The organism is Bacillus sp. CZDM1, assembly GCF_055502545.1.
The window spans coordinates 76647-102415 of record NZ_JBUESO010000009.1 but is presented as its reverse complement, the minus strand read 5'-3'; the positions used below and the strand labels follow the sequence as shown (position 1 = coordinate 102415).

General features: G+C 37.1%; 27 protein-coding genes. 4 read left to right on the top strand and 23 right to left on the bottom strand.

Annotated features, from left to right (window positions below):
• The first annotated feature begins 18 nt into the window (after nucleotides 1-18).
• Nucleotides 19-717 (top strand): Crp/Fnr family transcriptional regulator, encoded by a 699-nt coding sequence (locus ACY3XC_RS20035; protein WP_464870096.1) that lies wholly within the window; start codon nucleotides 19-21, stop codon nucleotides 715-717.
• On the opposite strand, the gene ACY3XC_RS20030 is transcribed toward ACY3XC_RS20035, so the two are convergent.
• Nucleotides 714-968: an amino acid decarboxylase gene (locus ACY3XC_RS20030; RefSeq protein WP_464870095.1), complete on the bottom strand. Its 255-nt coding sequence runs from the start codon at nucleotides 966-968 to the stop codon at nucleotides 714-716. The two genes, ACY3XC_RS20035 and ACY3XC_RS20030, sit on opposite strands and share 4 nt — an antisense overlap.
• Before the next feature lie 230 nt (nucleotides 969-1198).
• On the opposite strand from ACY3XC_RS20030, the gene ACY3XC_RS20025 reads away from it, so the two are divergent.
• Both ACY3XC_RS20025 and ACY3XC_RS20020 read left to right on the top strand, forming a co-directional pair.
• A complete protein-coding gene (locus ACY3XC_RS20025; RefSeq protein ID WP_464870094.1) occupies nucleotides 1199-1498 on the top strand; it encodes a hypothetical protein in 300 nt (99 codons plus the stop codon).
• Nucleotides 1499-2590, top strand: coding sequence for a copper resistance D family protein (locus tag ACY3XC_RS20020; RefSeq protein WP_464870093.1), 1092 nt, complete (start codon nucleotides 1499-1501; stop codon nucleotides 2588-2590).
• Nucleotides 2591-2876: 286 nt separating this feature from the next.
• Here the strand turns inward: ACY3XC_RS20020 and kynB are convergent, their stop codons facing one another.
• From kynB to ACY3XC_RS19985, 7 genes are all read right to left on the bottom strand, one after another.
• Nucleotides 2877-3497 carry an arylformamidase gene (gene kynB, locus ACY3XC_RS20015; RefSeq protein ID WP_464870092.1) on the bottom strand — a complete coding sequence of 207 codons (621 nt, stop codon included), beginning with the start codon at nucleotides 3495-3497 and terminating at the stop codon, nucleotides 2877-2879.
• 70 nt (nucleotides 3498-3567) lie between these two features.
• The gene (locus ACY3XC_RS20010) at nucleotides 3568-5316 is read right to left on the bottom strand and encodes a WG repeat-containing protein (protein ID WP_464870091.1); all 1749 of its coding nucleotides are present in this window, start codon (nucleotides 5314-5316) and stop codon (nucleotides 3568-3570) included.
• Between the two features lie 129 nt (nucleotides 5317-5445).
• Entirely contained in the window at nucleotides 5446-6228 is a 783-nt protein-coding gene (locus ACY3XC_RS20005; protein WP_464870090.1) for an IclR family transcriptional regulator, read from the bottom strand.
• Nucleotides 6229-6271: 43 nt separating this feature from the next.
• Nucleotides 6272-7054, bottom strand: a complete 783-nt coding sequence (gene kduD, locus ACY3XC_RS20000; RefSeq protein WP_464870089.1) for a 2-dehydro-3-deoxy-D-gluconate 5-dehydrogenase KduD — start codon at nucleotides 7052-7054, stop codon at nucleotides 6272-6274.
• Nucleotides 7055-7114: 60 nt separating this feature from the next.
• Nucleotides 7115-7945, bottom strand: coding sequence for a 5-dehydro-4-deoxy-D-glucuronate isomerase (gene kduI, locus ACY3XC_RS19995; RefSeq protein WP_464870088.1), 831 nt, complete (start codon nucleotides 7943-7945; stop codon nucleotides 7115-7117).
• Between the two features lie 196 nt (nucleotides 7946-8141).
• Nucleotides 8142-9155 (bottom strand): 4Fe-4S binding protein, encoded by a 1014-nt coding sequence (locus tag ACY3XC_RS19990; RefSeq protein ID WP_464870087.1) that lies wholly within the window; start codon nucleotides 9153-9155, stop codon nucleotides 8142-8144.
• Between the two features lie 157 nt (nucleotides 9156-9312).
• Nucleotides 9313-10296, bottom strand: a complete 984-nt coding sequence (locus tag ACY3XC_RS19985) for a Gfo/Idh/MocA family protein (RefSeq protein WP_464870237.1) — start codon at nucleotides 10294-10296, stop codon at nucleotides 9313-9315.
• A 120-nt stretch (nucleotides 10297-10416) separates the two neighbouring features.
• On the opposite strand from ACY3XC_RS19985, the gene ACY3XC_RS19980 reads away from it, so the two are divergent.
• Nucleotides 10417-12114 carry a glutamine--tRNA ligase/YqeY domain fusion protein gene (locus ACY3XC_RS19980; RefSeq protein ID WP_464870086.1) on the top strand — a complete coding sequence of 566 codons (1698 nt, stop codon included), beginning with the start codon at nucleotides 10417-10419 and terminating at the stop codon, nucleotides 12112-12114.
• A 48-nt stretch (nucleotides 12115-12162) separates the two neighbouring features.
• On the opposite strand, the gene ACY3XC_RS19975 is transcribed toward ACY3XC_RS19980, so the two are convergent.
• The 15 genes from ACY3XC_RS19975 to ACY3XC_RS19905 form a co-directional block, all read right to left on the bottom strand.
• Nucleotides 12163-13212 (bottom strand): PAS domain-containing sensor histidine kinase, encoded by a 1050-nt coding sequence (locus ACY3XC_RS19975; RefSeq protein WP_464870085.1) that lies wholly within the window; start codon nucleotides 13210-13212, stop codon nucleotides 12163-12165.
• 3 nt (nucleotides 13213-13215) lie between these two features.
• Nucleotides 13216-13677, bottom strand: a complete 462-nt coding sequence (locus ACY3XC_RS19970) for a GAF domain-containing protein (protein WP_179157702.1) — start codon at nucleotides 13675-13677, stop codon at nucleotides 13216-13218.
• A gap of 15 nt (nucleotides 13678-13692) precedes the next feature.
• The gene (locus tag ACY3XC_RS19965) at nucleotides 13693-14346 is read right to left on the bottom strand and encodes a response regulator (RefSeq protein WP_464870084.1); all 654 of its coding nucleotides are present in this window, start codon (nucleotides 14344-14346) and stop codon (nucleotides 13693-13695) included.
• 20 nt (nucleotides 14347-14366) lie between these two features.
• On the bottom strand, nucleotides 14367-15044 hold the full coding sequence (locus tag ACY3XC_RS19960) for a sensor histidine kinase (protein ID WP_464870083.1): 678 nt from the start codon (nucleotides 15042-15044) through the stop codon (nucleotides 14367-14369).
• A 37-nt stretch (nucleotides 15045-15081) separates the two neighbouring features.
• Complete coding sequence (locus ACY3XC_RS19955) at nucleotides 15082-15354, bottom strand: hypothetical protein (RefSeq protein WP_464870082.1); 273 nt, start codon at nucleotides 15352-15354, stop codon at nucleotides 15082-15084.
• Nucleotides 15341-15652, bottom strand: coding sequence for a hypothetical protein (locus tag ACY3XC_RS19950; RefSeq protein ID WP_464870081.1), 312 nt, complete (start codon nucleotides 15650-15652; stop codon nucleotides 15341-15343). Before ACY3XC_RS19950 ends, ACY3XC_RS19955 begins: the two co-directional genes overlap by 14 nt.
• The gene (locus tag ACY3XC_RS19945) at nucleotides 15645-15836 is read right to left on the bottom strand and encodes a hypothetical protein (protein WP_464870080.1); all 192 of its coding nucleotides are present in this window, start codon (nucleotides 15834-15836) and stop codon (nucleotides 15645-15647) included. The genes ACY3XC_RS19950 and ACY3XC_RS19945 overlap by 8 nt, the downstream gene beginning before the upstream one ends.
• Complete coding sequence (locus ACY3XC_RS19940; RefSeq protein WP_464870079.1) at nucleotides 15826-16350, bottom strand: QcrA and Rieske domain-containing protein; 525 nt, start codon at nucleotides 16348-16350, stop codon at nucleotides 15826-15828. The genes ACY3XC_RS19945 and ACY3XC_RS19940 overlap by 11 nt, the downstream gene beginning before the upstream one ends.
• A gap of 11 nt (nucleotides 16351-16361) precedes the next feature.
• Nucleotides 16362-16922, bottom strand: a complete 561-nt coding sequence (locus ACY3XC_RS19935) for a 4Fe-4S dicluster domain-containing protein (RefSeq protein WP_063253156.1) — start codon at nucleotides 16920-16922, stop codon at nucleotides 16362-16364.
• Complete coding sequence (locus tag ACY3XC_RS19930) at nucleotides 16923-19091, bottom strand: molybdopterin oxidoreductase family protein (RefSeq protein WP_464870078.1); 2169 nt, start codon at nucleotides 19089-19091, stop codon at nucleotides 16923-16925.
• A complete protein-coding gene (locus tag ACY3XC_RS19925; protein ID WP_464870077.1) occupies nucleotides 19078-20160 on the bottom strand; it encodes a hypothetical protein in 1083 nt (360 codons plus the stop codon). The genes ACY3XC_RS19930 and ACY3XC_RS19925 overlap by 14 nt, the downstream gene beginning before the upstream one ends.
• A 141-nt stretch (nucleotides 20161-20301) precedes the next feature.
• Nucleotides 20302-21489: a hypothetical protein gene (locus ACY3XC_RS19920; protein ID WP_464870076.1), complete on the bottom strand. Its 1188-nt coding sequence runs from the start codon at nucleotides 21487-21489 to the stop codon at nucleotides 20302-20304.
• Between the two features lie 140 nt (nucleotides 21490-21629).
• Entirely contained in the window at nucleotides 21630-22793 is a 1164-nt protein-coding gene (locus tag ACY3XC_RS19915; RefSeq protein WP_464870075.1) for an HD-GYP domain-containing protein, read from the bottom strand.
• Nucleotides 22794-22980: 187 nt separating this feature from the next.
• A complete protein-coding gene (locus tag ACY3XC_RS19910) occupies nucleotides 22981-24225 on the bottom strand; it encodes an ATP-binding protein (protein WP_464870074.1) in 1245 nt (414 codons plus the stop codon).
• Nucleotides 24226-24422: 197 nt separating this feature from the next.
• Nucleotides 24423-25691: an ATP-binding protein gene (locus ACY3XC_RS19905; RefSeq protein ID WP_464870073.1), complete on the bottom strand. Its 1269-nt coding sequence runs from the start codon at nucleotides 25689-25691 to the stop codon at nucleotides 24423-24425.
• Nucleotides 25692-25769: the final 78 nt, after the last annotated feature.

Below are 25769 nucleotides of genomic sequence, written 5' to 3'. Positions count from 1 at the left end.
TAAGGGAGTGGTTATATCGTGTGTTGTGAACATTGCTCTCATGAATCGACCTGTCTCATTACTGTTCCTGTTTTTAAAGGGCTGAATGAGGAGGATATTCAGCAATTACGGAAGGTAACCCGCAGCCGAATGGCACATAAAGGAGAATATATTTTTAGAGAAGGCGAACGCTCTAGTACGTTATTTGTTGTTAAAGAAGGACTGATTAAATTAACGAAAACATCTGCAGACGGAAAAGAACAAATTGTTCGGCTTCTGTTTCCTGGAGATTTTTTTGGCCTATATTCTCTTTTAAGAGATGAAAAACATTATATAAATGCTGAAACCGTCCAACAAACGATGATTTGTTCAATAGAAAAAAATGACTTTTTAAAAACTATAGAGGGTAATTCTGATATGGCGTTCCGCTTTTTAGTGGCGATGAACGACCGTCTTTATGAAGCAGATGAATCCATGGGAAATCTTAGTTTAATGGAAGTGGAACAAAGGCTGGCAAAGGCTCTTCTACTCTTCCATGAAAAAATGAACATCCAAAATGAGGCATTTACGCTGCCGATTACGAAGAAGGATTTAGCAAGTTTTATTGGAACAACCCCAGAATCTGTAAGCAGAAAGCTTTTGACTTTTATGTCCAAAAATATTATTCACATGGAAGGTCAAAGGCAGTTACAAATTCTAGAGCTGGACCATTTAAAAAGGATTTCTGAATTTGGTTAAACTTCATTCAATTTTATTGCCATGAGACGAAAGTGTGCTGGTTCGATTTCATTTACAATCGCATTCATCCCTAATGATTGAAAGGTCGCAACCAGTGGCTCTCCACGATGAGGCAGATGAATTTCAAATAATGTACCCACAGGTGCTGATTTTACAAAATTTATGATTTCCCGTCGTGGATGTTCGCCCTTTAAGACTCTCTCTCGAATATCTATGACGGCTCTTTGATTTTCTATTTGGAAGCTGCTCATCTTTTTTTCATCTCCTATTGAGTAAGATTATCTCAAGTGTAACATCCTTTTGTATTTTGAAACTTGATATATATCAAGTTAAACTATGTTTTTAGTATATAACCATAGTAGGATTAGGGAATGTTAATATTTGAACGTATTGTGAACATTATCTTTAATTTGATATAACTTCTTCTGATTGGTGGTAGAATGAAGAACAGCAAGATAACAATATATCGGAGTTGGAAACGATGTTAAACAAAATTACTCTGGTCTCATGTTTGTTGTTCTTTTTATTTGGTTCACAAATATTTGCGCATTCCCACTTGGAAACAAATACAACACCACCAGATCAAGGTGAAACGATTAAAGAAATTGAAACTGCCGCCCCAGATACTAAAGCGGTAATGAAGGAAGAAGCCACAGAAGTAAATAAAACTATTTCAGAAAAACCCTCTGTGATGAATTATGTACTTCCAGCCATAATTGGATTGATTATCGTTTTGGGCTTCGGAAGCTATTGGTTGATTTATAGGAGGAAACACGTCTAGATGATTATTGCAGGCATTGTAAGTGAGGCATTACTTTATAGTTGTTTTTCATTATTACTCGGAAGCTTTATTTTGAATCTTATACCCAAAAATGCTCGGCCAGAAATTTGGATTCCAAAAGGTGTGCTTTTGGCTGCCACATTAGGAATTGCTCTATTTTCATTTTTACCGGTATTAAAAATTGTTCTATATTTATATGAGGATCTAGGTTTAGGCTATACCCTTAAGTCAGTGTTAACGAATTTCGAGGTTGGAAAGACATGGATTAGTACGGGGTTTATTTCGATAATTCTATTCATCTATCTAATTCCCATTAAACTTGAACAAAAACCTTTATTCTCTTTGACAGGTCTAGCATTTATGCTTATCTTAATTGCATCCCTTGGCTGGTCCAGCCACGCAGCTTCTTTATCCAAAATGGCCGGTTTCCTCATACATACCGCCCACTTTTTGGCTGTTACAACTTGGGTTGGAATTCTGATGGTGGTCAGTTGGTTTTCACGGAAGCATGATCATTGGCTGCAATTCTTGAAGTGGTTTTCGCCTGTTGCTATTTTATGTTTAGTTATTACGACCATAACAGGTATATCCTTAATGACTTTTCACATGGAATTGTCCGATTATGTCAGCGTAACAGCTATTTCTTATGGGCAGACATTATTAATTAAACATATCGCGATTCTGCCATTACTAGCTTTCGCCTTTATCAATAGCTTTTTGATTCGGAAAAGACTGCAAAAAGATCCGTCTTATAATCCGCTTCCATGGGCAAAGCTTGAGAGCGTGATTGTTTTAATCGTTTTTTCTATTACTGGTGCACTCGGACAAGCTTCACCGCCGCATGAACTAGGTTCGATGGTTAGAGCAGAAGGTGCTTCCAAGCTTTTTTCCTTTTTCCATCCAGGTGATATAAATTTCCCTATCCATTTTTCCCCTGGGATTGTTGCTGTAACCCTTTTTCTTATCGCTATACTTTTTCTAGCTTTAGTGATTGTAACATTTATAAAAAAAGCTCCAAAAGCTTTATCCCTAGTAATGAGTCTATTATTTATCATTACTGGCTATATGGGATTTATGTTAAGCATTTCATGATCGAAGCAGCGGAAATTGATTCCCGCTGCTTCTTTTTTTAAGGCTGTGTTAAATTAGGCTGTTGATTTGTGCTCCACTAAGGAAAGCTTCTTTGAATAATCACCGCAGTGACAGGCCGTCTCTGCCTGTCACGAGGCGCTTCGCTTTCCGCAGGCGGTTCGGGAAGCCTCCTCGGCGCTAAAGCGCCTGCGGGGTCTCCCCTGTCCCGTCCTCCTGCAGGAGTCTCGCGCCTTCCGCACAAATCAACAGGTTCTAAAATCAACATTTACCTTTAACACAGCCTTTTTTAAAGTAACCGTAACACGGCTCTTACTGGACTTCCATCTCCTTCAACCAATGGCAGGGGCAGGGCAATTAACTCATAATCACCTGGTTCTACATGATCCAGAAGAACGGATTCGAGGATATGAATTCCGTTTTCATTTAAGCTATGGTGCGCATGCAGATCTTTACTGTCAATCGGATCGACCGATGGCACATCCACCCCGATGAGCCTAATTCCCTTCTCCGCTAAGTATGGACCGAGATCCGCTTCTAAAAAAGGAATCTTTTCTGGAAACTCAACAGTATTCTCCCAAGCCAAAGTTCTAAACAACACTCTTTGTAAGCTATCTAAATCTACATCTTTTAGATCCTTCATTCCTATACTTTCTTTCCCAGTCATATCGAGTACCCTTACAGGACCGATATACAAGTCGAGGTCCAATTCAATTATTCTTTTTCCATTATCATCAAAATGAAAAGGCGCATCCACATGCGTCCCTGTATGTGTACTCATAGTAAGACTCCCAACATTCACAGACCCACTCTCTGCTTTGGACCACGAAACCTCATATTGGAAGGGTGTATCTCCTGGCCAAACTGGCATTCCATTTTCAAGCCTTCTGGAAATATCAATCGTCTTCATTCTTCCCACTCCCTTGACAGCATTTAATTTTGCCTATGTTAAAAATATATCGCTGCCAAGATGTTGTCAATTAATGAAACGAAAGCCAAAAGTCTCCATCATGATTAATGATGCTACTTATCTCATTAAACCGAATCGTAAAAGTTGGAAAGCCTGCAGCATAAGGGGCAATTTCATAAGGCTCAAAATAAACATTCAACGCCCCTTCACTAATAAAGAATGCCTGGTCTGCTTTTATTCCTTTATAAGAATCTGGGAAGACATAGGAATATTGATCATCATTTTTGATTTGTTCTCCAACAATTTGACTAATGACCTTTACATAATCTGCTTCCGGCTTAAATAAGTCTTTTAGTTGGTAGAACCTGCCCGTTTTAAGGTCGATATGAGCATATTTTTTAACAGGCATTCCGTGTGCCGCACCAAAAGGATAATCATATCCATTTATCTCAAGGACTACTAGGTTATTCTTACAAAACTCTATATCAAAATCACCTGCATAGCTTGATTCCAATTGCGTATGCGCAGGCGTTGGTTTCACTCCAGATAGGTCCTTCAATCTCTGATTAACGCTCTCCTGATTTTCAACACCCTTTATCTGTGGATAATAAACTAAATAATCCTTGTTTGGTTTATATATATTTTCGATAACAGAATAATCGTGGTTTAAAGGAATGATAGTATTTTGCTTCCAAATTAACTTGCCTTTTTTATCAAAATAGAGAATTCGGAGATCGATATCCCCCTTAATTAAAGATTTCTCAAATGCTAATGTACCACTGCCCTCAACCTTTGGCAGATGTTCTATTCTTTTACCATGCTTATCGATAAAGAATGTAAGTTCATCGTTGAAAGCCGAAGCAATTCCATCCTTAAAATTTGAAATACCATTATAGATAAACCCTGTAAGGATTTGACCATTGGAATCAGCAAGAGCATACTTTTGAAAAAGATATGGCTTCTCTGGATTAGGTGCTTTCCCTAGGGCATATCGATGCTCCTCGAGATTTAACAAACTATTATACTGTGGTTTGATGATAAATTTCCCGTGGGTATCGATCAGGCCGTAATAATTATTTTCTACATTAACAATTGCCTTTCCATCGACAAATGGCTGTGTTCCTGTAAACTGCTGCTCAATGATGACCTTTCCTGTTTCGTCCATGTAACCCCATTTATCATCATTACTTTCTCGAAATGCCAGCATACCTTCACCATAATCGGCGACAAAGAGATTGGGATAAGAATTAACTACCTTACCTGTTAGGTCAATGAGAGCATGGTTTCCCTCTCTCGTCTTTACTAATGCCTTTCCGTCATGAAAGTTATTAGCAGATTCATAGGATAAAGGAATAACCTCATTACCACGTCTATTCAAATAGCCATATGCATAATCTCCCTGTTCATCCGTCTTGGCAGCTAATGCCCTGCCATCTTGATAGTCACCAATAAAGGAATATGTCTTTGAGGTAATTTCCTTCCCGCTTTCATCAATTACTTTAAAGCCATCGTCATCAATGACAGTTGCCCGCCCTTCTGAAAAGGGACTGATTGTATCATATTTTGGTTTGACAATAAAATAACCGTCATTGTTGATCATTCCAGTTAGATTATTTACTTGAACAATCGCTAAACCATTTTCCTGAAAATCATGAGCCATTTCATATTGTGCTGGAAGAATAAAATCACCCTTCTCATTGATATATCCCCACTTACTGCCGCCAATCCCTTTCACTGAAGCCGGAAAAAGATAAACCATTCTGGATAAGGAAAGAAGGTAAGTAATCCAGTTTTCCTGTTCCGTATTTCTTCTAGACATCCGTACTACCCCATTTTATTTTTTTATTATATATATGTAAAAATGGGCGTGATGGCAACTTTCTGCTATTACAAACAAAAAAGAATCTATTTTAGCATAAACGCATTAAAATAGATTCATCGCTATTATTTATATAAAAACATAATTTTGCTTTAATTCTCTCTGGATATTTTCCTTTGTTTTCAATATGGCTTGAACAATTTCATCTTTAACCTCAGGTGAAATTCGATAGGATGGTACACTTACGCTAAAAGCACCATATGTTTTGTTATTCATTCGCAGTGAAACACCTAGACAATAAACATCCTTTTCACCTTCACTGTCATCTATTGCAAAACCATTTCTTTTTACATCCTCTAACTGTTTTAATAATGCTGCCGAATCAGTAATGGTATTCTCCGTTATGTGCTTAAGCTCCACGCGAGTCAAGTAACCTAATTTTTCACTATCCGACATCTCTGAAAGTACGGCTTTTCCCATTGCGGAGCAGTAAAGAGGCTTAGATAGACCAATTCTAGAATTCAGGCAAACAATTGGCTTATTTGTTTCCAGCTTGTTAACTGTTAGGATTTCATCGCCTTCTAAAATACCCAAGTGTATCGTTTCATCTAAACAATTTTGCAGTTCTTTTAAATATGGATAAGAAATTTTTGAGATGTCCAGATCTGCAAGATACTTGTTTGCGTACTTAATTAAGGCACTTCCAAGTTCGAATTTCTTTGTTTCTGGATGCTTTTTCACATAACCAATTAGAAGAAGGGTATCTAATATCTTCAAGGCCGTTGAACTTGTTAATCCTGTTTCCTTAGCAATCACATTTAAGGATTGTGGTTCTTTCTTTGCTGAAAGAAAATCAAGGATACTGGAAGCCTTTATTAGAACAGTACCATATGGCTGTTTTGCATTCTCCACTATGCTACCTCCCTTCATTTTTATAACTTATTATAATGTAAAACTAGCGAACTAACCAGCCGCCATCGACAGGGATAATGGCCCCATTCATATAATCAGATGCTCTGCTTGCAAGGAAAACTACTACACTTTGCAAATCAGCTGGAGTTGCCCATCGTCCAGCAGGTATACGAGAGGTAATTTCTGCATGACGCACTTCATCCTCACGAATTGGTGCTGTATTTTTCGTTTCAACATAACCAGGTGCAATGGCATTAATTTGTATGCCTTTTATCGCTAATTCATTTGCAAATGCTTTTGTTAATCCAGCGACACCGTGTTTACTTGCTGTGTAGGATGGTACAAATTTTCCACCTTGGAAAGAAAGCATGGAAGCAACATTAATGATTTTTCCACTGCCTCGCTCTACCATTACCTTTGCAGCTTCTTGGCTCAATGAGTAAACAGCATTAAGGTTGATATCCATTACTGCATCCCAATCTTCTTCCTTATATTCTAGTATAGGCGAACGGCGGATAGTCCCTGCGTTATTCACCAAAATATCTACTCTTCCATATGTTTCTAAGCATTTAGCAACGATATCTTTTGAAACTTGTTTATCTGTTAAATCACCTTGAAAAAACGCTGCACGACGTCCTTCTTTTTCAATTAGTTCTTTCGTTTCTCCCCAATTGTTCCCATGAGTCGAGATAAAAAGATCCGCACCTGCTTTTGCCAGCGCAACCGCAAAGCCTTGTCCAATTCCCGTATTACCACCTGTCACAATCGCGACTTTTCCATCTAATTTAAAATAATCTAATGAAAATTGTTGTAAGTCCTGCGTCATTTTCAAAGCCTCCAATTCTATTTAATGAAGTACATTAAAACAATCAATGAACAAAAGGATTTATCTTAAGTCCTTCATTGGAACCATGTCCATATCATTATATGTAATGTTTTCACCGCACATTGCCCAAATGAAAGTATAGTCACTTGAACCTACACCTGTATGAATAGACCAGCTTGGTGAGATGGCAGCCTGTTCATTCGCAATAACTAAATGTTTGGTTTCATCCGGTTTGCCCATAAAATGGAAGACACGAGTATCTTCTTTCATATCGAAATATAGATACGTTTCCATGCGGCGTTCATGTGTATGACTTGGCATTGTGTTCCAAGCACTACCTGGAGTCAGGATGGTATATCCCATTTGAAGCTGGCAGCTTTCACATACGTTCGGGTGAATATATTGATAGATAGAACGATGATTTAACGTGGATGAATCCCCTGTCACCATTGGTTCAATATTATCAATACTAATTCTTACATTTGGATATTTATGGTGAGCCGGTACAGATACTGTATAGAATTTCGCCGGATTAGACGGATCTTCTGATTTGAATTGAATATCCTTTGTTTCTTTTCCAATGTAATATCCATCTTGCTTTTTCATTGGTTCTTCTCTGCCTTCGATTACAATAGACCCTGGTCCACCGATATTAATTACACCAAGTTCACGACGTTCTAAGAAGTAGGTAACTCCTAATTCTGTAGAGAGTTCAATCGTTAAAGGCTGATTTGTTGGTGTAACACCGCCAAAGATCATTCGGTCGTTATGGGTATACGTCAATCTTACTTCCCCTGGTACAAAAATACTTTCTACTAAAAATTCCTTGCGTAATTGTTCTGTTGAATAATGACGAATATCTTCTGGACTATGTGTATAACGAGTTTCCATTTTACTCACTCCTGTTATCGATTAATTTTTGAAGCATTACATTTCCAAATAAGAAATCAGATTGTTTATTTGGAAATTCATATTTTTATTATATTGGACATTTTTGGGTTTTTCAACTCTATTTTTAAAAATAGTCAGAAAATTACCTCTAAAAAAAGAGTAACCTGATTGTACGAATCAGGTTACTCTCTTTTGCTTAGTCTATATATTTTGCTTCAGGAATTAATATTTTCCATTCTTCATAACTGATGAAGGTTTCCCAGTGTCCCGTCATTTTTGCAAAGCCAACTATTAAGAAGAATACAACAAAGAATGAAACCGGAATAAACCATTTACTTACCTTTTTATTTGCTACTGTCATGTTCAAGGTATCCTTTACAGGGCATGCCTCTACACAGGCCATACAAGCTGTACAATTTAAGTTATTTACGGTTTCGACCTTATGCACCTTTACTCTGGAAGGACAAACCTTCGTACACATTTCACAGTTCGTACAAGTTTCTTCATTTCTACTAATCTTGGAAATTCTAAATATCGAACCAAGTCCGATGAACGCTCCATAAGGGCAGAGGAATCTGCACCAGAAATTTTTATAGAATAAAGACAGGACAAACATCACGGTTAGAAAGCCAAGGCCAAAACCACTAATATCTAAGAAAAATGTCAGCATTTTCACATCCGATATTTTGTTATATGGTTCGTTTAAGAAGGAAATCGCACCATACGTCGGCATTACGATAACCATACCTAAGAAGAAAAGTAGTAATAAATACTTAATTGGGGTTAGCAGCCAAACGAGCCAAGTGGGTACCTCGAAATTTCTTTTGAAAAGTTTTTTCCCCAATCTGCTGATCCATTCCCCAGCTGTTCCAATCGGACAAATCCAGCTGCAAAAAGATCTCTTGAAAATAATAGCTCCGCCTACAAAAAAGCTTAATAAAACGAGGCCTGCTGGATGTATGACATCAAAGTCCCCAGTTGCAAGCCATACCTTCAATGCCATTAAAGCACTAATTGGCAGGAATCCTTCGACTGCTGATGGTCTTTCAACAAAAGGTGTTTCTCCTAGGGTTTCAAAATGCATATAAAATTGATAAAAACGGACACCGATATATAGTAAAAATAACAGGAATACAGCTTGAACAACGTATCTTGTTATTTGAACCGGTTTTCTTTTCAACTGTTTCTTGTACCAGTTCATTGACTTCATTACGATTCCCCCAATCTTCTTCACCTTAAATATAAGGAACGAAGGAAAATCGAGGATGTGATAAAAGTCATCAAGAATGCCGTTTTCATAAAGAGTTCACAACCCTATACTTAAAACAGACATAATTAGTTTGTAAGAAGTATAGGGTTACATTCACCTAGCCTTCTACTCCAAAAACAATATGATTCTGTTTCCGCGCTTCTTCCGTTACACGCAGTACATTATTACTCCAATGCTTTAGCTTCTCATATTCTTGGTCATTGTTGGTTTCAATGATTTCAGCGATATTGATGCATTCATAGACCATATCTTTTTCTTCCTGGGCCACACTGAAGATTTCACTCTCTTTTGTATGACAGTCAAGGAATTTTATTTCAGATATTGGAGCGGCATCTTCTAGGACAAAGGTACCCTTTTCTCCTTGAATCTCACAGTGAAGAACGGAATCTGAAATCTTTGAACAAAGTATGGTACAGACAAAGTCTTGATATTCTAAAATAAGTGTACCGCTGCCATCGATACCGCTCCGCAGTTTAACTGGATAATAGGTGACCTTTTGCGGCTCTCCAAATAGCCCGATAGCTAAGAAGAGCGGATACACACCTAAATCTACTAAAGCTCCGCCTGAATAGGTACTTGAGAAGATATTCGGTTCCTCCCCTTGTAAAAACAAATCGTAGCGTGAAGAATACTTCATATATGGAAGAATAGCACTTCTTAGATTACCTGCCATATGAAGCTTTTCTTTTAAAATACGAAAGTTTGGTGTATGAATATTGCGTATAGCTTCAAATAAATAAACACCATTTTCCTCAGCAATTTGATAAGCTTTTTCTAATTCAGCTGTATTTGAAAACATCGGCTTTTCACAAATAACATGCTTCTTATTTTTTAAAAAAGTAAGTGCCTGTTCAAAGTGGACTGAATTAGGTGAAGCAATATAGACCGCTTGGATTTCAGGACTTTTTGCCATTTCCTCTAAATCAGTAAAATAGTATGCTGCGTTATATGTATGGGCAAGATGTTTTGCTTTATCATCTGTTCGGGAATAGACTGCCGTTAAATTTAGTTTCCCGCTCAATTTTGCTGCCTCTATAAAGGATTCTGTAATCCACCCTGTTCCGACTGTACCTAAATTAATCATATTAAATCCCCTTCCATTCCTTCTATAAGCATATATTGTAGCCTTTTTGCTTTCTTTTTACCAATATCACTATTTTTCTAATGAATAGTTGGGTACAATGGAAAAATATCATATTTTATGTTATTTATAAGTAATAGAGATGAAAGAAAGAGGTTGAATAGAGTGGACAATCTAAGTTCTAATTTTATAAAAGATGTTATGATTAAGGATTTGGAATCTGGCAAACACGATAAAATTATCACTCGTTTCCCTCCAGAGCCCAATGGATATTTACATATTGGTCATGCTAAATCCATCATCATTAATTTTGGATTAGCGGATGAATTTAACGGAAAAACCAATTTACGATTTGATGACACCAATCCGTTAAAGGAAGATGTCGAATATGTTAATTCCATTAAAGAAGACGTGAAATGGCTTGGATTTGAATGGGATAACTTATATTTTGCTTCAGATTATTTTGAAGAAATGTACAAACGGGCTGTGCTGTTAATTAAAAAAGGCCTTGCCTACGTGGATGACCTGTCCGCTGACGAAATTCGTGAGTACCGGGGCACCTTGACCTCTCCTGGTAAAGAGAGCCCTTATCGTGATCGTTCGGTCGAGGAGAATCTTGATTTATTTGAACGGATGAGAAACGGAGAATTTACAAATGGTCAAAAGGTTCTGCGTGCAAAAATTGATATGAAATCTCCAAATATCAATTTACGTGACCCTGTCATTTATCGAATTGCTCATGCAACTCACCATAACACTGGAGATAAATGGTGTATCTATCCGATGTATGCTTTTGCTCATCCTTTAGAGGATGCAATTGAAGACGTAACCCATTCCATTTGTACCGTTGAGTTTGAAGACCAACGTCCACTTTATAACTGGATAGTGGAACAATGCGAAATGGAAAGCACGCCGCAGCAAATTGAATTTGGCCGCTTAAACGTGACGAACACGGTAATGAGCAAGCGTAAGCTTAAGCAGCTTGTGGACGAAGGGTTTGTTGATGGCTGGGATGATCCAAGGATGCCTACAATCTCTGGAATGAGACGAAAAGGTTTTACCCCTGAATCGATTCGTAATTTTGTTCGTGAGACAGGTGTAGGGAAAGGTTCTGGCGCCGTAGATTCCCAAATGCTTGAACACTTTGTTAGAGAAGACTTAAAATTAAAAGCTCCTCGGACAATGGGAATTCTAAATCCATTAAAAGTTGTCATCACAAACTATCCAGAAGGGCAAATTGAATTACTTGATGCCGAGATTAATCCTGAGGTTCCAGAAATGGGTTTACGGAAAATTCCATTTTCTCGTGAAATTTACATCGAAAAAGACGATTTCATGGAAAATCCTCCGGCTAAATATTTCCGCCTCTTCCCTGGTAATGAGGTACGCCTTAAACATGCTTATTTTATTAAATGCGAAGAAGTCATCAAGGATGTAAACGGAGAAGTTGTTGAACTTCGCTGCACCTATGACCCGCTAACCAAAAGTGGGACTGGCTTTACTGGCCGTAAGGTAAAAGGAACCATTCATTGGGTGGAAGCAACCAATTCCGTGCCAGCGGAGTTTCGTTTATACGAACCACTTATTCTCGATAAAACTGAAGAAGAAGAGGAAGATAAAACCTTCCTTGATAACGTAAATCCTGAATCTCTAGTGGTATTACAAGGATTTGTTGAGCCGAACATGCGTGAAAGCAGACCTTATGACAAATTCCAATTCTTTAGACATGGATATTTCAATGTAGATCCAAAGCATACGACAGTTGATAAACTCGTCTTTAACCGAATTGTTTCATTAAAAAGTTCATTTAAGATATAAAAAATAGAACCTGGCATAATGCCAGGTTCTACTTTTTATATCTTCAGCTTATTTTGGGATTTCTAGAATTACTTTTGTTCCCTTACCTGGAGAGGAGTTAATCGTCAGTTCTCCGCCAACTGCCCGCGCTCTTTCATCCATACTGAAAAGCCCAACACCACGGCTTTGGTTCCCTATCTCAAAACCTTTCCCCTTATCTTCTATCATTACCCTGACACTATTATCAAAATCTCTTACGGTAACAGTCGCCTCGGACACATTGGCGTATTTTCGAATATTTGTTAATGCTTCCTGGATAATCCGGTAAATGGTTAATTCAATACTTATATCGAGTCGGCGTTTTAACATACATTCAAAGAAAACGTCAATATGATAGTTCTCAGAAAATCGGGAAAGGAAGGAACGAATCGCAGGAACAAGTCCAAGGTCATCCAATACTGATGGACGCAATTCCCATGATATATCGCGAATTTCTTCAATTAATTGGGTTGCTTCCTTTTGCATTTGATGGAGAAGCGGATGATCTAATTCTGACAATAAACGATTTATTGTAATTAGATGACTATATAGATTTTGTCCAATGCCATCATGTAAATTTCGTGATAATCGCTTTCGTTCTTCCTCTTGAACATCAATGATGGTTGTCATCATTTTTTGAAGTTCCTGTTCCACTCTTTTTCGTTCTGTTATTTCATATCGAATCGCCAAATATTGATAGGGCTTCCCCTTATCATTTAAGAAAGGAACGATTGTAGTATCTACCCAATAATAGCTTCCATCTTTGGCACGGTTACAGATTTCACCTTTCCAAACATCCCCAGCACCAATCGTTCTCCACATTTCCTTAAAAAACTCTGCAGAGTGGTAGCCGGAATTTAATATCCGATGGTCCTGCCCCATCAGCTCATCTTTTGTATACTTTGAAATTTGAATAAATTGTTCATTTATATATGTAATTGTTCCTCTAGAATCCGTTATTGCTACAATGGAAGATTCATCAAGAGCGAATTTAATATCCATTAATTCTTGAATTGACTTTTTTAATTCCAACTCTAGGCTGGTGAGCTCATTTAGTGATTGATGACGATTTGTCTCCATGACTTAAGCCCCTCCTCCTAAGATTTGGCTTCCTAAGAGCTGCTCAACAGATTCAGCTGACTCTTTCACCTGTTCCTGCTCATCTTCAGAAAAAGTGTATGACACCCTCTTTCCAACAAGTAATACACCTTTGGGAGAGCCATTAAAAAATAAAGGTACCGCATAACAGGAAATAAGCTTCTCAGCAAGCATAATGGGATGGTCGGTTACTTTTCCATAGATATCATTCGGAAAGTCACTCAACATCATTGGACTACCGCTTGAAATGATCTTTCCAGCGATTCCTTTTCCGAAACGGACGGTAATTCTTTTATATTTATCGTTTACGTTTCCTGAAGCATAGTGCCATCGAACATCGGGGCCAACTTCATTTTGAAGGGCAAGGGCAACAAAATCACAGCCCACCTCCTTCAGTAACTGATTACAGACCTCCATTACCCCATTATTTTCTGTTATTTCTGTCATTCGTTAGTCTTCTCCTTATATTCCATAACCTAATAGCCCCTTTTTAACCGCATATTCCACCAGTTCAGGTCTAGTCTTCATTTGCAGTTTTTCCATTAAGTTCCCCTTATGAGTTTCTACCGTTTTTACACTTATGATTAACTGTTCCGCTATTTCTTTGTTTGCATAACCTTTAGCTACAAGCGTTAGAACTTCCTTTTCACGCTCGGATAAAAGATGATAGGTATCATGGCTGTCATGCTTAATGCTTCCTAAATATTCTTCCATTAATCTTTTAGTTGCTGCTGGATGAAGATATGCATCTCCGTTTGCAACTGATTCGATTGCTGCCATCAGCTCATCATGAGGTGCACTTTTTAAAATACAACCTGATGCCCCTGCCTGTACCGCCCTAAATAGATATTCCTCATCATCATGCATCGTTAAAATCAAGATATTGGTTTCTGGCAGCTGCTTTTTTAATTCAGCAGTTGCAGTTAAACCATCCTTCCCATGCGGCATACTTAAGTCCATCACTACCACATTAGGTTTAAGCTTCAACGCTTTTTTAATTCCTTCATTCCCCTCAGATGCTTCTCCAATCACTTCAATTTCAGGATTCGTATTTAATAGCATCTTCAAGCCGCTTCTTACAACAGCATGGTCATCAACCAATAGGATTTTGATCAATTTTAACTCTCCTTTGCTCCCTATAAGGGAAGAGATAATTCAATAGATGTTCCTTCTCCTATTTTAGAGGAAATCACACACTGTCCGCCAGTTAGAAGCATTCTTTCCTTCCCAGTTAGAAGCATTCTTTCCTTCATGGAGGCAATTCCAAATGCATAAGGATTCTTTGTAATGGTTTCTGTTTGAAATCCCTTGCCGAAATCTAGAATGGAAATCCTTAACTCATCTTCACTCCAGCAAAACTCCATCTTTACATTAGATGTATCCGCATATTTTGCGATATTTGCAAGTGCTTCCTGGCACACTCGAAAAACAGCAATACTATTTCGCTCTGTTATTTGCTGTTCTTCCCCAGTAGATGTTAAATCAACAAGAATACCAAAGGTAGACGTATATAACTTAATATAACTCTTCACCGCTGGAAGTAATCCAAGAGTAGTAAGGACAGGCGGGTGCAGCTCAACTGAAAGCAGTCTAATTTCTTGCATCGTTTTTTCAATCAACTGTGTCATTTCATTCAAGTGATTTTTTAAATGCGGCTGACTAATTCCAGATGCAACGAATTGTAGTCCAGTTAGAATACTAAACAGGTTTTGTCCAACACCTTCATGGAGTTCCATTGATATTCGTTTAATTTCCTCTTCCTGCGATTGAATAATATAAGAGTTAATCAGATGCTTTGATTCAAAATGCTCCATTACCTTCCCCCCTTATCTCTTTTTTATAAAAAAAAACCTATACTTTTTTAAACGTATAGGTTAAACCACTTTCTAGGTCAGAAGCTGAAAACATATCTTCTGATTGATTTACATTGCTAATATGCGGTACTGCTAAAAAATATATATCATCAAAATAGAAACGGACATGTGTACGATCAGGACAGTTTTGGACTTTTTTTATTGCCCTTTTTACAGTAGGGGCTTGATCCCCACCCTCCTGATCAGAAATAGCGATTTCAACAGTCGCCCCTACGAATCTCTGTAATTCATCAACATTAATGGGTTCCACAGCTGTTACATCCCTTCTTGACTGGATAGATGAACATTTTGTAACCTTGCAGATACTCCCAAAACTTTGAATCCGCATGGTCCTCTATGAATAGGATAGTTTCTTCCTCTGAACCCCAATCGCTCATTCCTTTCACTTCAGCAATTACCATTTCTGCACCATCTATTGTCTTTTCCTCAAGAAACCAATTTAATCGCTTTTTCCCAAACGTATTTTTTAATAACTCATCAATTTCTGCTGCAAATTCACCTGATTGCTCTCTCATAAAACAAAAATCAATATAAGTTTCACTAATCATTGACTTTCACACCCTTTTTATAAATGAGGAATGCGACAGGGAATAAAATTACGTTAATGACTGCTGCCATAATTGTTTTGGTATAGTTTTCATAAAAATATTGATGGACCATGTATTGTGTGAAAATAATATTCAACATTAAAACGGCAAGCAGGAGTCCGACTGGAATGTAGCTACGCTTCATAACGTTTCACCCCTACAGCATAAACAGCGCCGTTTTCTACTTTCACGAAGATCTCAGGAAGCGGGCGTCTTGGCGGTCCAGCAGTAGGTGCGCCTGTTTCCACATCAAACTTTCCGTGATGACATGGGCAAAGCATTTCACCTTCGTCCTTTTGCCAAAATACTGGACAGCGAAGATGGGTACAGGCATTTTGATAGGCCACATATTTCTCTTCTGAAAGCCTAATAAGGATTGCACTGTCATGCTCACCAGGGAAATGGAAATCTACTGCATCACCTATTGGCAGAGACTTTACATCAGTGATTTTCTGTTTTGGATATTTTTTATCCCCTAATCCAATGAGTTCTTTTGCGGCCACTGCTCCCCATGGAAGGGAAGAAACAGCGAATACCCCTGCTGCCCCAACTAATGTTTTCATAAACCCGCGGCGGTCGAGTTTTCGTTCATTATTGCGGGTTATATTATGTGTATAGTTATCTTCATTGAACGGGATTTTATTATTTTTATCTGTCATGTTAATCCCTCCTAAAACAATTTCGTGACACCCTGAAGGATACCAGGGAGATTCACTCTAACATTTGTTTCGCCTTCTAAATAAGGCATACTTGTAACCCATTTACCATTATCTAAATTAAATTGCTTTTGCTTTGCTTCTATTTCTTCATCAGTTAACCATTGCAATGTATTTGATGGACATACACTTGCACACATTGGAGGGATTCCGTCTTTTGTACGGTCGATACAAAGATCGCACTTATACATTAGATTTTGCTCGGTATCAAACTTTGGTATACCGTATGGGCAGGCAATCGTACAGTTTTGACAGCCAATACACTTTTCCACAAGTGCCGAAAGAACGGCTCCTGTTTCATGAATTTGGATTGCTTGCGCCGGACAGCTTCTCGCACATGCTGGATTCACACAGTGAAGGCACATTAGAGGCATAGTTTGACGGTTAACAAGCGGGTTAACATCGTATACGTAGTTACGGTTACGCTCCTCATGCCCTCCGCACTGTGTGCAGGCAGCCAAACACGAGCGACAGCCTATACAGTTTTCAAGTTCAAGATATAACCTCTTTTTCATTTACTGCACCTTCTTTAGTTCAAGTTTTTCAATCTGCGCTGCACAAGCTTTAAATTCCGGCATTCTTGATATTGGATCAAGAGCAGCAATTGTTAATAGATTAATAGATTTATCGTGACCAAAATGATAAGGTACAAAAACCGTATCTTTTCGAATAGCTTCAGTGATTTTTACTTTATACTCTGCTTCGCCTCTTCGTGTAAAAAGACGTACATATTCTTCATGTTCAATGTTATATTTTGCTGCAGTCTCCGGGTGCACCTCTACATATGGTTCTGGACACATATCACGTAAAAATTGAATCCTTCGTGTCTGGTTTCCTGATAAATAGTGGTAAACGACACGTCCTGTTGTTAAGCGCAGTGGATATTCCTCACATGGCTCTTCTGCTGGAGGACGATATGGAAGTGCGCAAATTTTTGCCTTTCCATCTGGATGATAGAATTTTTTATCTAAGAACATATGTGGTGTTCCTTTGTCATTCTCATCTTTACATGGCCAGAAAACCCCGTCTTGTTTATCAATTTTATCCCATGTAGCACCGTAGTAATCAGCATAACCGCCTTTCGATGCTAATCGGAACTCATCAGCTACATCCCTTGCTGTTTTTAGGTGAGAAAAATACTTTCCTCTTCCTAGATATTCTGCAAGCTCTGCTTGGATCTGCCAATCTGGCTTTGATTCACCTAGTGGTTCTTGTGCTTTGTTAATTTTAATAATACGTCCTTCAAGATTTGTTACTGTCCCTTCATCTTCAGACCATGTAACTGTCGGAAGAATGACATCTGCAAACTCTGCAGATTCTGAAAGATAGAAGTCCGCACATACCATGAAATCTAAACCTTTCATTGCTTTACGGACGAAGTTCAAATTCGGTGCTGATACAGCAGGATTCGAACAAAGCAGATACATAGCCCGAATGGTTTTTTGCTCCATTAATTCAAACATTTCATAAGCCGAAACACCTGGCTGCGGCATTTCTTCAGGAGTAATTCCCCAAACCTGGCAAACCTCTTCAACATGCTTTGGATTTGTAATTTTGCGATAGCCTGGAAGTAAATCTGACTTCTGTCCATGCTCACGGCCGCCCTGACCATTTCCTTGACCTGTAAAAGTTGCAACACCAGATTTTGGCCGTCCAATTTTCCCTGTTACTAAGGCCATATTCGTATAGGCAGAAACATTATCTACCCCTTTATGCTGCTGCTCGATACCACGGGCAAACATTACGACTGCATTTGGTGCTTTCCCGTAAATTTCCGCTGCTCGGATAATCTTTTCAGGAGCAACGCCTGTTAGCTCACTTGTATATTCTGGTGTAAATTCTTTTACTAATTCTTTTGTTTCTTCAAAACCATTTGTATGGTTATTAACAAATTCCTCATTTGCATAGCCATTTTGAATTAATAGATTCAAGATTCCATTTGCAAGGGCAAGGTCTGTACCTGGTCTTAAATCCAAATGAACGTCCGCTCTTCTTGCAATTGGTGTTTCACGAGGGTCAGCTACAATTAAATAGCCTCCTCTTTCCTGTACCGCCCATACTCTAAACATTGAAGTGGGATGACATTCAGCAGTATTACTTCCCGCAATAAACAAACAATCCGTTTCATGAAGATCTGTCCATGGTAAAGTGGATCCACGGTCTACACCGAAAGAACGGAGGAATCCGCCTGCCGCACTGGACATACAGAAACGACCATTATAGTCAATGTACCTTGTTTGCATAGCAACCCTTGCAAACTTTCCTGTTAAATAACATTTTTCATTGGTCATTGAAACACCGCTGAATACAGATAGAGTATCTTTTCCGTATTTGTTTTGAAGCTCTCCAAACCTTTTAGCAATTAAGCTATATGCTTCTTCCCATGTTGCTTCACGGAATCCTTCTTTTGTTCCTTTTAGGGAAGCATCATCACGAATCAAAGGTTTCAAGATACGATCATCATGATTCGTTTGCTGATAGGCAGTAACTCCTTTTGGACACATTTTACCGACGGTTACTGGCCAATCATAGCGAGGCTCAACCCCGATTATTTTATTGGTCTTTGTATTTACACGTAAATTCATCCCGCATTGCATACCGCAATAGCTGCAGTGCGTTTTTACAAGAGTTTCATTTGGATGACGGACATTTTCTATTTCTTTAAAAAACTTATCCCTTTGCATTCTGATTTGCCTCCTTGACCTTCACTTGGTGCGTTGCGAATCCTGAGAATCTTGATATTCTGTATTTTCTACGGCATGGAAGGCATAATTCAGCAAGATTAAAGCCATCTTCCATATTGAATTCAATCGCATTTACTCCCAATACTTGAATGACATCATTCGACTGTTCAACTGAAACGAAATGATCTCCGCAAACTTTACACTTTTTCTCTTCCTGTTCAGCATAGTGCTCACGGTAATTCCTCGCAAAGACACTTACCGGACGGAAAGGAATATGAGCAAGTTTTCCAAATGGTAAATAAATTAGTGTGACAATCACGGAAAATTGGTGAATCAATGACATTTGCGGCTGCATCCAGCCATGTAAAAATACGTTTTGAACGGTTAATAAAAGTCCCGTAATTGAAATAAATAACAATAAATAAAGTGGCAGGAAGTCATAGATGAATTTTTGCTCTGCTCTTGCCTGCATGTTTTTTAATCGGCGCTGCAACGCCATGCATACACCTGCAGTAACCATGATTGCTGCGATATTTAATGCATTGTATGAGAACCAAGCAATAATACCATCAGCTTTTACTTCCATTAAATTCATACCCATTAACACGATTGTATAGTAGCCGTTGTCATCCATTGTGAAATACATCCAGCCAAACACGAGTGGGAAGGTAACTAAACATGCAAGAACACAGCCCCAGCCGATTAGAATATGCTGGATCCAACGGTGAATTCCTCGATTTTTAATGAAGTCATAAATAGCTAAATGATTAACCGCAGTTTTAGGTGTGCTTTTTCTTTTTAAAAGCTTTAAGCCTTTTTTGATAAAGATTTTGGTTGGCGGTCTTTCGCCCCATGCGATAAAGCGGTAGAAAAATCCCCCGATAAAAACAATCGTTCCTACCATATATCCATAAAGATTTAAATCAACATGGGTGAACATTCTCGTTGCAATAAAAGAAAGAATAACAATAGCGGAAATGGTTAAAAACATTGATTTTGCAAACTTAGATGCAAACGCATCATTGATTGAGCGTTCCGCTTTTTTATTTGTTGAAGTATTTGCCTGCATTGGAGCTCCTCCTCAAAAAAAATAACACTAACGAATTTCTTACTCTTATTGTAAGTAATTCGTTAGTGTTACAAATATAGGGGAACTCCCCCATCTCACGAGGAAAAAACCCTTAGATATTCAATTTTAGACAAATCTCTGTCACATTTTATTAAGAAGGTATTTTTTCCGCCAGGAATATAGAAGCAAGATAATAAAAATACTAACTTGAAATGAAAAAACTAGGGCATCCCAGAAAAGCAAGCTTGTTGGCGGTTGAACAAATCCAGGTAGCAGCTTTTTAGCTGCATAAATTACCTCTGGAATATAATACATAAAATATAGGACAACAGTTAATATAATCCCTAGTAAAAAGAAAAGGGAATAAATGAAAACAGTCTTTTTTTCACCCGAAAAGACTACCTCTTCGGATGCTTTTGATTTTAGGAATGAAAACCTCTGTCTAATGTTTTGCTGAGCATTTTCCATTAGGTTGTAACAACCAGATACATTTTCGAAAACAAAATATAAATCAGTTTTCATATAAATACAGCATTGGAACAACATCCTCAATACAATATCAAAAACAGCTAGGTTCATTAATCCATTAAGCAACCATTGGTCGTTTGGTACTATTAGTTGTAACATAAGAGAAATAAAGAGGAGAACTGTATCAAAACAAAGACCTGCTAAAAAAGGAACATTTCGGTCTTTAGCTGTTATTCTCCAAACAGATGACATATCTGTTAATAGGACTACAAAAAACATACGGTGGCCAATCTCTAGTTTAGTTGGAAGATTAAATGCTCTCATTGCCAAAACATGACCAAACTCATGGATTAGTACAAATAAGAACGTAAATACCATCCAAAATAGTACATTAACGACCATTATTTCAAATACAAATATGTCCTCATGATGCGGAATTAAAGAAGGATATAGAATGAAAATGACGATATTCAAGATAAATAATGCCCAATATATAGGGTAGGTGACCTTATTAAAAAAGAATTTCCCGATTTTTGGTGAAATCCATAAAAATCCTAATTTTTCTTTTTGCTTTTCTTGCTTATCAATTTTTGCACCATTAATACTATCGATCAAATGTAATTCAATTAGTTGTTCAGCAAAATTAATAAGGTCTACCTCTTCATAAGGATATTTAGCCTTTAGCCTCCGCTCAATCTCTCCTAGTTGCTCACCTTGATTAATCAATTGGATTGCATCAATACAAATCTCAGGCATTTCATAAAACTCACCTGAAACTTGATCTTCTATAATAAAACGTTTCTTATCTTTTCGAATTTCAATAGACACCAAAGACAAAGTAGAATTAAGTGATACACTCATTCAAACACCATCTCTAACTAGAATTTTTAAAATAAAAGAAGGATGCATAGCTTACGCTAGCATCCCACATTCTTAACCTTTTATTCCGATGAACGGGCACCACCAACAAGTTGTTTTTACCTTTTTAAGCTTACGGATTTTCATGACTTCATCTCCTTCTTTAATTCCCATTTTTCTGTCCAAGGATAATTCTTATGAAATTTGATCCATTCTGGATATATATTTTTAAAATTTTCCACAAGAGATGGATCAAATTGTGTACCCTTCCCCTCAATAATACGTTTATACGCTTCTTCAACCGGCATAGCTTCACGATAGGATCTTGAAGAAGTCATGGCATCAAAAGCATCGGCAATTGTAGAAACTCTTGCAAGTAAAGGAATTTCTTCTCCTTTTAATTGTTCAGGATACCCTTTTCCATCCCAGCGTTCATGATGATAGCGAATAACATGAATACTATCACTTATTCCCTCTACATTCTTAACAGCTTCAGCACCAACAACTGGGTGGGACTTTATTATTTCAAATTCCTCATTAGTAAGTTTTCCAGGTTTCATTAAAATGTTATCAGGAATATTCACTTTTCCAATATCATGAAGTAAACATGCATAATAAAAAGATTTTTGTTCTTCCTTTGTAAACTTTCCAACTTCATTTGCTAAAACTAATGCATATTTTGCAACACGCTCACTATGTCCCCTTGTATATGGATCTTTCAATTCTAGTGTCGCAATTACTCCTTTTACAATTCCCTCTAATTGCTTATCATATGATGTACTAACAGCCCTAACATAGCCTTGAAAACGAACTAATAAGAAGAAAGACATACCAGATAATATAATCATGAGAATAATTGGCATAATTAGAAAGCTGGTATGTAATATGATAGCAGTAAGAATATATTTCACAGTAACCCCAATACTAACTAACCAGAAAAAACTGGTATTTAAAAATATTGGTAAAGATAATATAAAAAATACCTCTACGATATTTCCGCTCGTGTATGCTTCCCCATTTCCAATATAAGAGACTATCCCAACAGGTAATGAGATACTTAAATAGCTGACTATAAACACATATTTTATTAAAAAAGCCTTTTTAAGCTTGCTTAAATAAAGTGCAACTGGAATGAAAATCAATAATACTATATAAATAAGGTACCAAAAGTTGCTAGGGAAACCAGGTTTACTATCCACTATATTTCCAGGAGCAATGAAATAGTAAAAAACATCATAACCTATTAAAATAATATATGATATTAAAAGAAACCATTTTACTGTTCGTTTTTCTTCATGCTGAATCATGTTATCCTCCAAGCATCCTTTAATTCACCTATCTTTTGTTATATAGGTCAAATAAATTAGCAAAAACAACTTAATAAATCCTATGTTTTTACAAATTACATTCAATTTTACTATTCAACTAACATTATATCTCATTGGTTATTGGCTTGATATATATTATATTGACGATTTTTGTATAAATATAGAATTATTTTTCCCCAAAAACCTGAACTATCGGTATTGTTACAATAACCATTGTGCCATTTCCAACTATGCTTTTAAAAGTAATTTCCCCTTGGTGGTCTTGTATTATTTGGTTAGATACCATTAATCCTAGGCCAGTTCCTTCCGTTTTAGTGGTATAGAATGGTTCACCTAAATTAGGAATTAGTCCATCATCTATTCCACATCCCTCATCTCGAATAGAAATTTCCATCTTGTTACCACCTAACACTCCTACATTTATCTTTACTCTACCACCATCAGGCATTGATTCAATTCCATTTTTTATTAAATTAATAAAAACTTGCTTCAACTGGTGAGAATCACAATCTATTGGAGGCAATGGTCCTGCAATAGTTGTTTCAACCATTACCTTATTTCTCTCTGCTTGTTGTTGGGTTATCGATAGAGTATAAGCAATAATTTCTTCGATATTCGCCGTTACAAATTTGACTTCTTTTGGTTTGCCTAGATACATCAAATCATTAACAATAGAATTGATACGGTCGATTTCTTGGATCATAATTGGATAAAAATCATTTGTATTTGGGTATCTCTCCTGTTGCAGCTGAGTAAACCCTTTAAGTGATGATAGGGGATTTCGTATTTCGTGACCAATACCAGCAGCCATTTGTCCTATTACTGCTAACTTCTCTTTTTGGCGAAGTTCTATATGAACGGAAGTTAACGACGAAATGTAGGAATTAAAACGAATCAAGATAATAAAAGCTATTACACAAAGAATAATGTAAAGAATCAAAGGGAAAATTATTCGAATATCCTGTAACACTATAAAAAATATGGTATATTTTAATATCATTCCAAGAGACACGGTGAAAAAGTACCTTCTATTTACAAAAATTGGCGAAAAAAGAATAAATAAAACTTCTACGACATGCCCTGACGCAAATGGTTTGTTTGTTCCATAATACATAAGTATATTATGAACCAAATCAATAAGTAAAAAGCTATAAATGTAAAAGTATTTAATTATATACGGGTTCCCTTTTTTAAAAAAATAAATGGAAATAGGGATTAAACCAAGGATAATTGCATACACCCATAAGCCCAAGCCTTCGGTCGGTTTACCACTAGCACCGGATATGTTAGGAAAAATATAATAATAAACCAATTCAAAAGAAAGGTAAAAGATATAAAATAGACACAAAAATAGTTTAATTGCTTTTTTCTCTTCAAAAATCAACTTTGGACTCTTGGTGTTTTCTTTCATTACAGTACTGTGCTCCCTTAGGAATTCATTTGATCATGTATAAAGTATCTCCTACTATTCTACCATCTTTCAAAAAAAATTCCTGATGTTTTTTTTGGGAATTCGATAAAATTCGACAAGATTTCTTCTGAATCTGCTTATTTTCAACGATAATACAAAGAAACTAACCAAGCTTGAGTTGGTTAGCTTCTTAATAATCAAATATTAACCAATTCCTTTTTACCTTCTGGAAGAATCATGGTAACTTCTGTCCCAATACCTAGTTTGCTCTTATAGGATACTTTTCCTTTCATTGTTTCGATAATTCTTAAGGATACAGATGTACCAAGGCCAGTACCTTTATCCTTTGTTGTATAAAACAAAGTCCCTATCCGAGAGAGTTGTTCATGATTCATTCCCTTCCCTGTATCTGCAATATATATATATGCATAATGGTCTATTTGCTTTAGGGTTATGGTCACTTTTCCACCTTCAGAGGTGGCTTCAATTGCATTTTTAATTAGATTCACCAGCGCCTGTTTCAACTGATTTCTATCTGTAAAAAGGTGAAAATCACCTGAATCTAAATAACTATGTAATTGAACTCCTTGTTTTAAAGCGAGTGGGTCAAGGAGCATTTTAACTTCTGTAAGGACATCAACCAAGGGGAATTCCTCTATTTTATCAAATTGAGGTTTAGCAAAGTTCAAATAATCATTAATTATCGACTCTGCACGCCCCAATTCACTTAATACAAGTGAAAAATAATCGTAATTTTTCCCTTTCTCCTCCTGCTGCATGAGCTGTAAAAACCCTTTAACAACTGTTAACGGATTACGGACCTCGTGTGCGATAGAAGCAGCAAGTTCACCCAATGTATTTAGTTTTTCTGATTTTTGAATTTCTACTCTCATTCTAGACCGTTCCACTAACCCCTCATTCAGCTTAGCAGCAATGGCAATAGCTATGGTATCAATTATTCCAACAATTAAAAGGTCCGGAATATTAGTATTAATATTCACTGCCTCCCCTTCCAAGCTTTGGTGTACAGTTAATGATAAAAAGCAAACTAGCAAGGACCATGCACCGATTAATGCCGTAATCAGGACTCTTTTATTTGGAGTGTAGCCCCAGAAACTTTTCATAATAAGAATGGGAATGATAGCAATTAACGAAGAATTAACAAGACCAAATAATACAGTGTCCCCTCCCATTAATAACCGCGCTGCAATAATGGTCGTGAAAACCATTCCTCCAGCAATTGGACCAGCATATAAAAAGGCGATTACCAAAGGAACATAGCGCAGGTCCCAGCTAAAACCATAGTTAGCATATGAAAAAATCATACATAAAAGTGCTGCAGTACTTTGTAATAGTCCACAAACAATAGGTGAATCTAGTTTTCTTTTTTGATCTGTAAGGACACTATAAAGCAGGACTGGTGAGATCGTAATAAGTAAATTCAAAAGAAGTTTTTCTGCCAACATTTAATTTCCCCCAAGAAAATATCCATATATATATATATGATAAAGAATACGACATTATCCGCCAGTATCCTTCAAAAT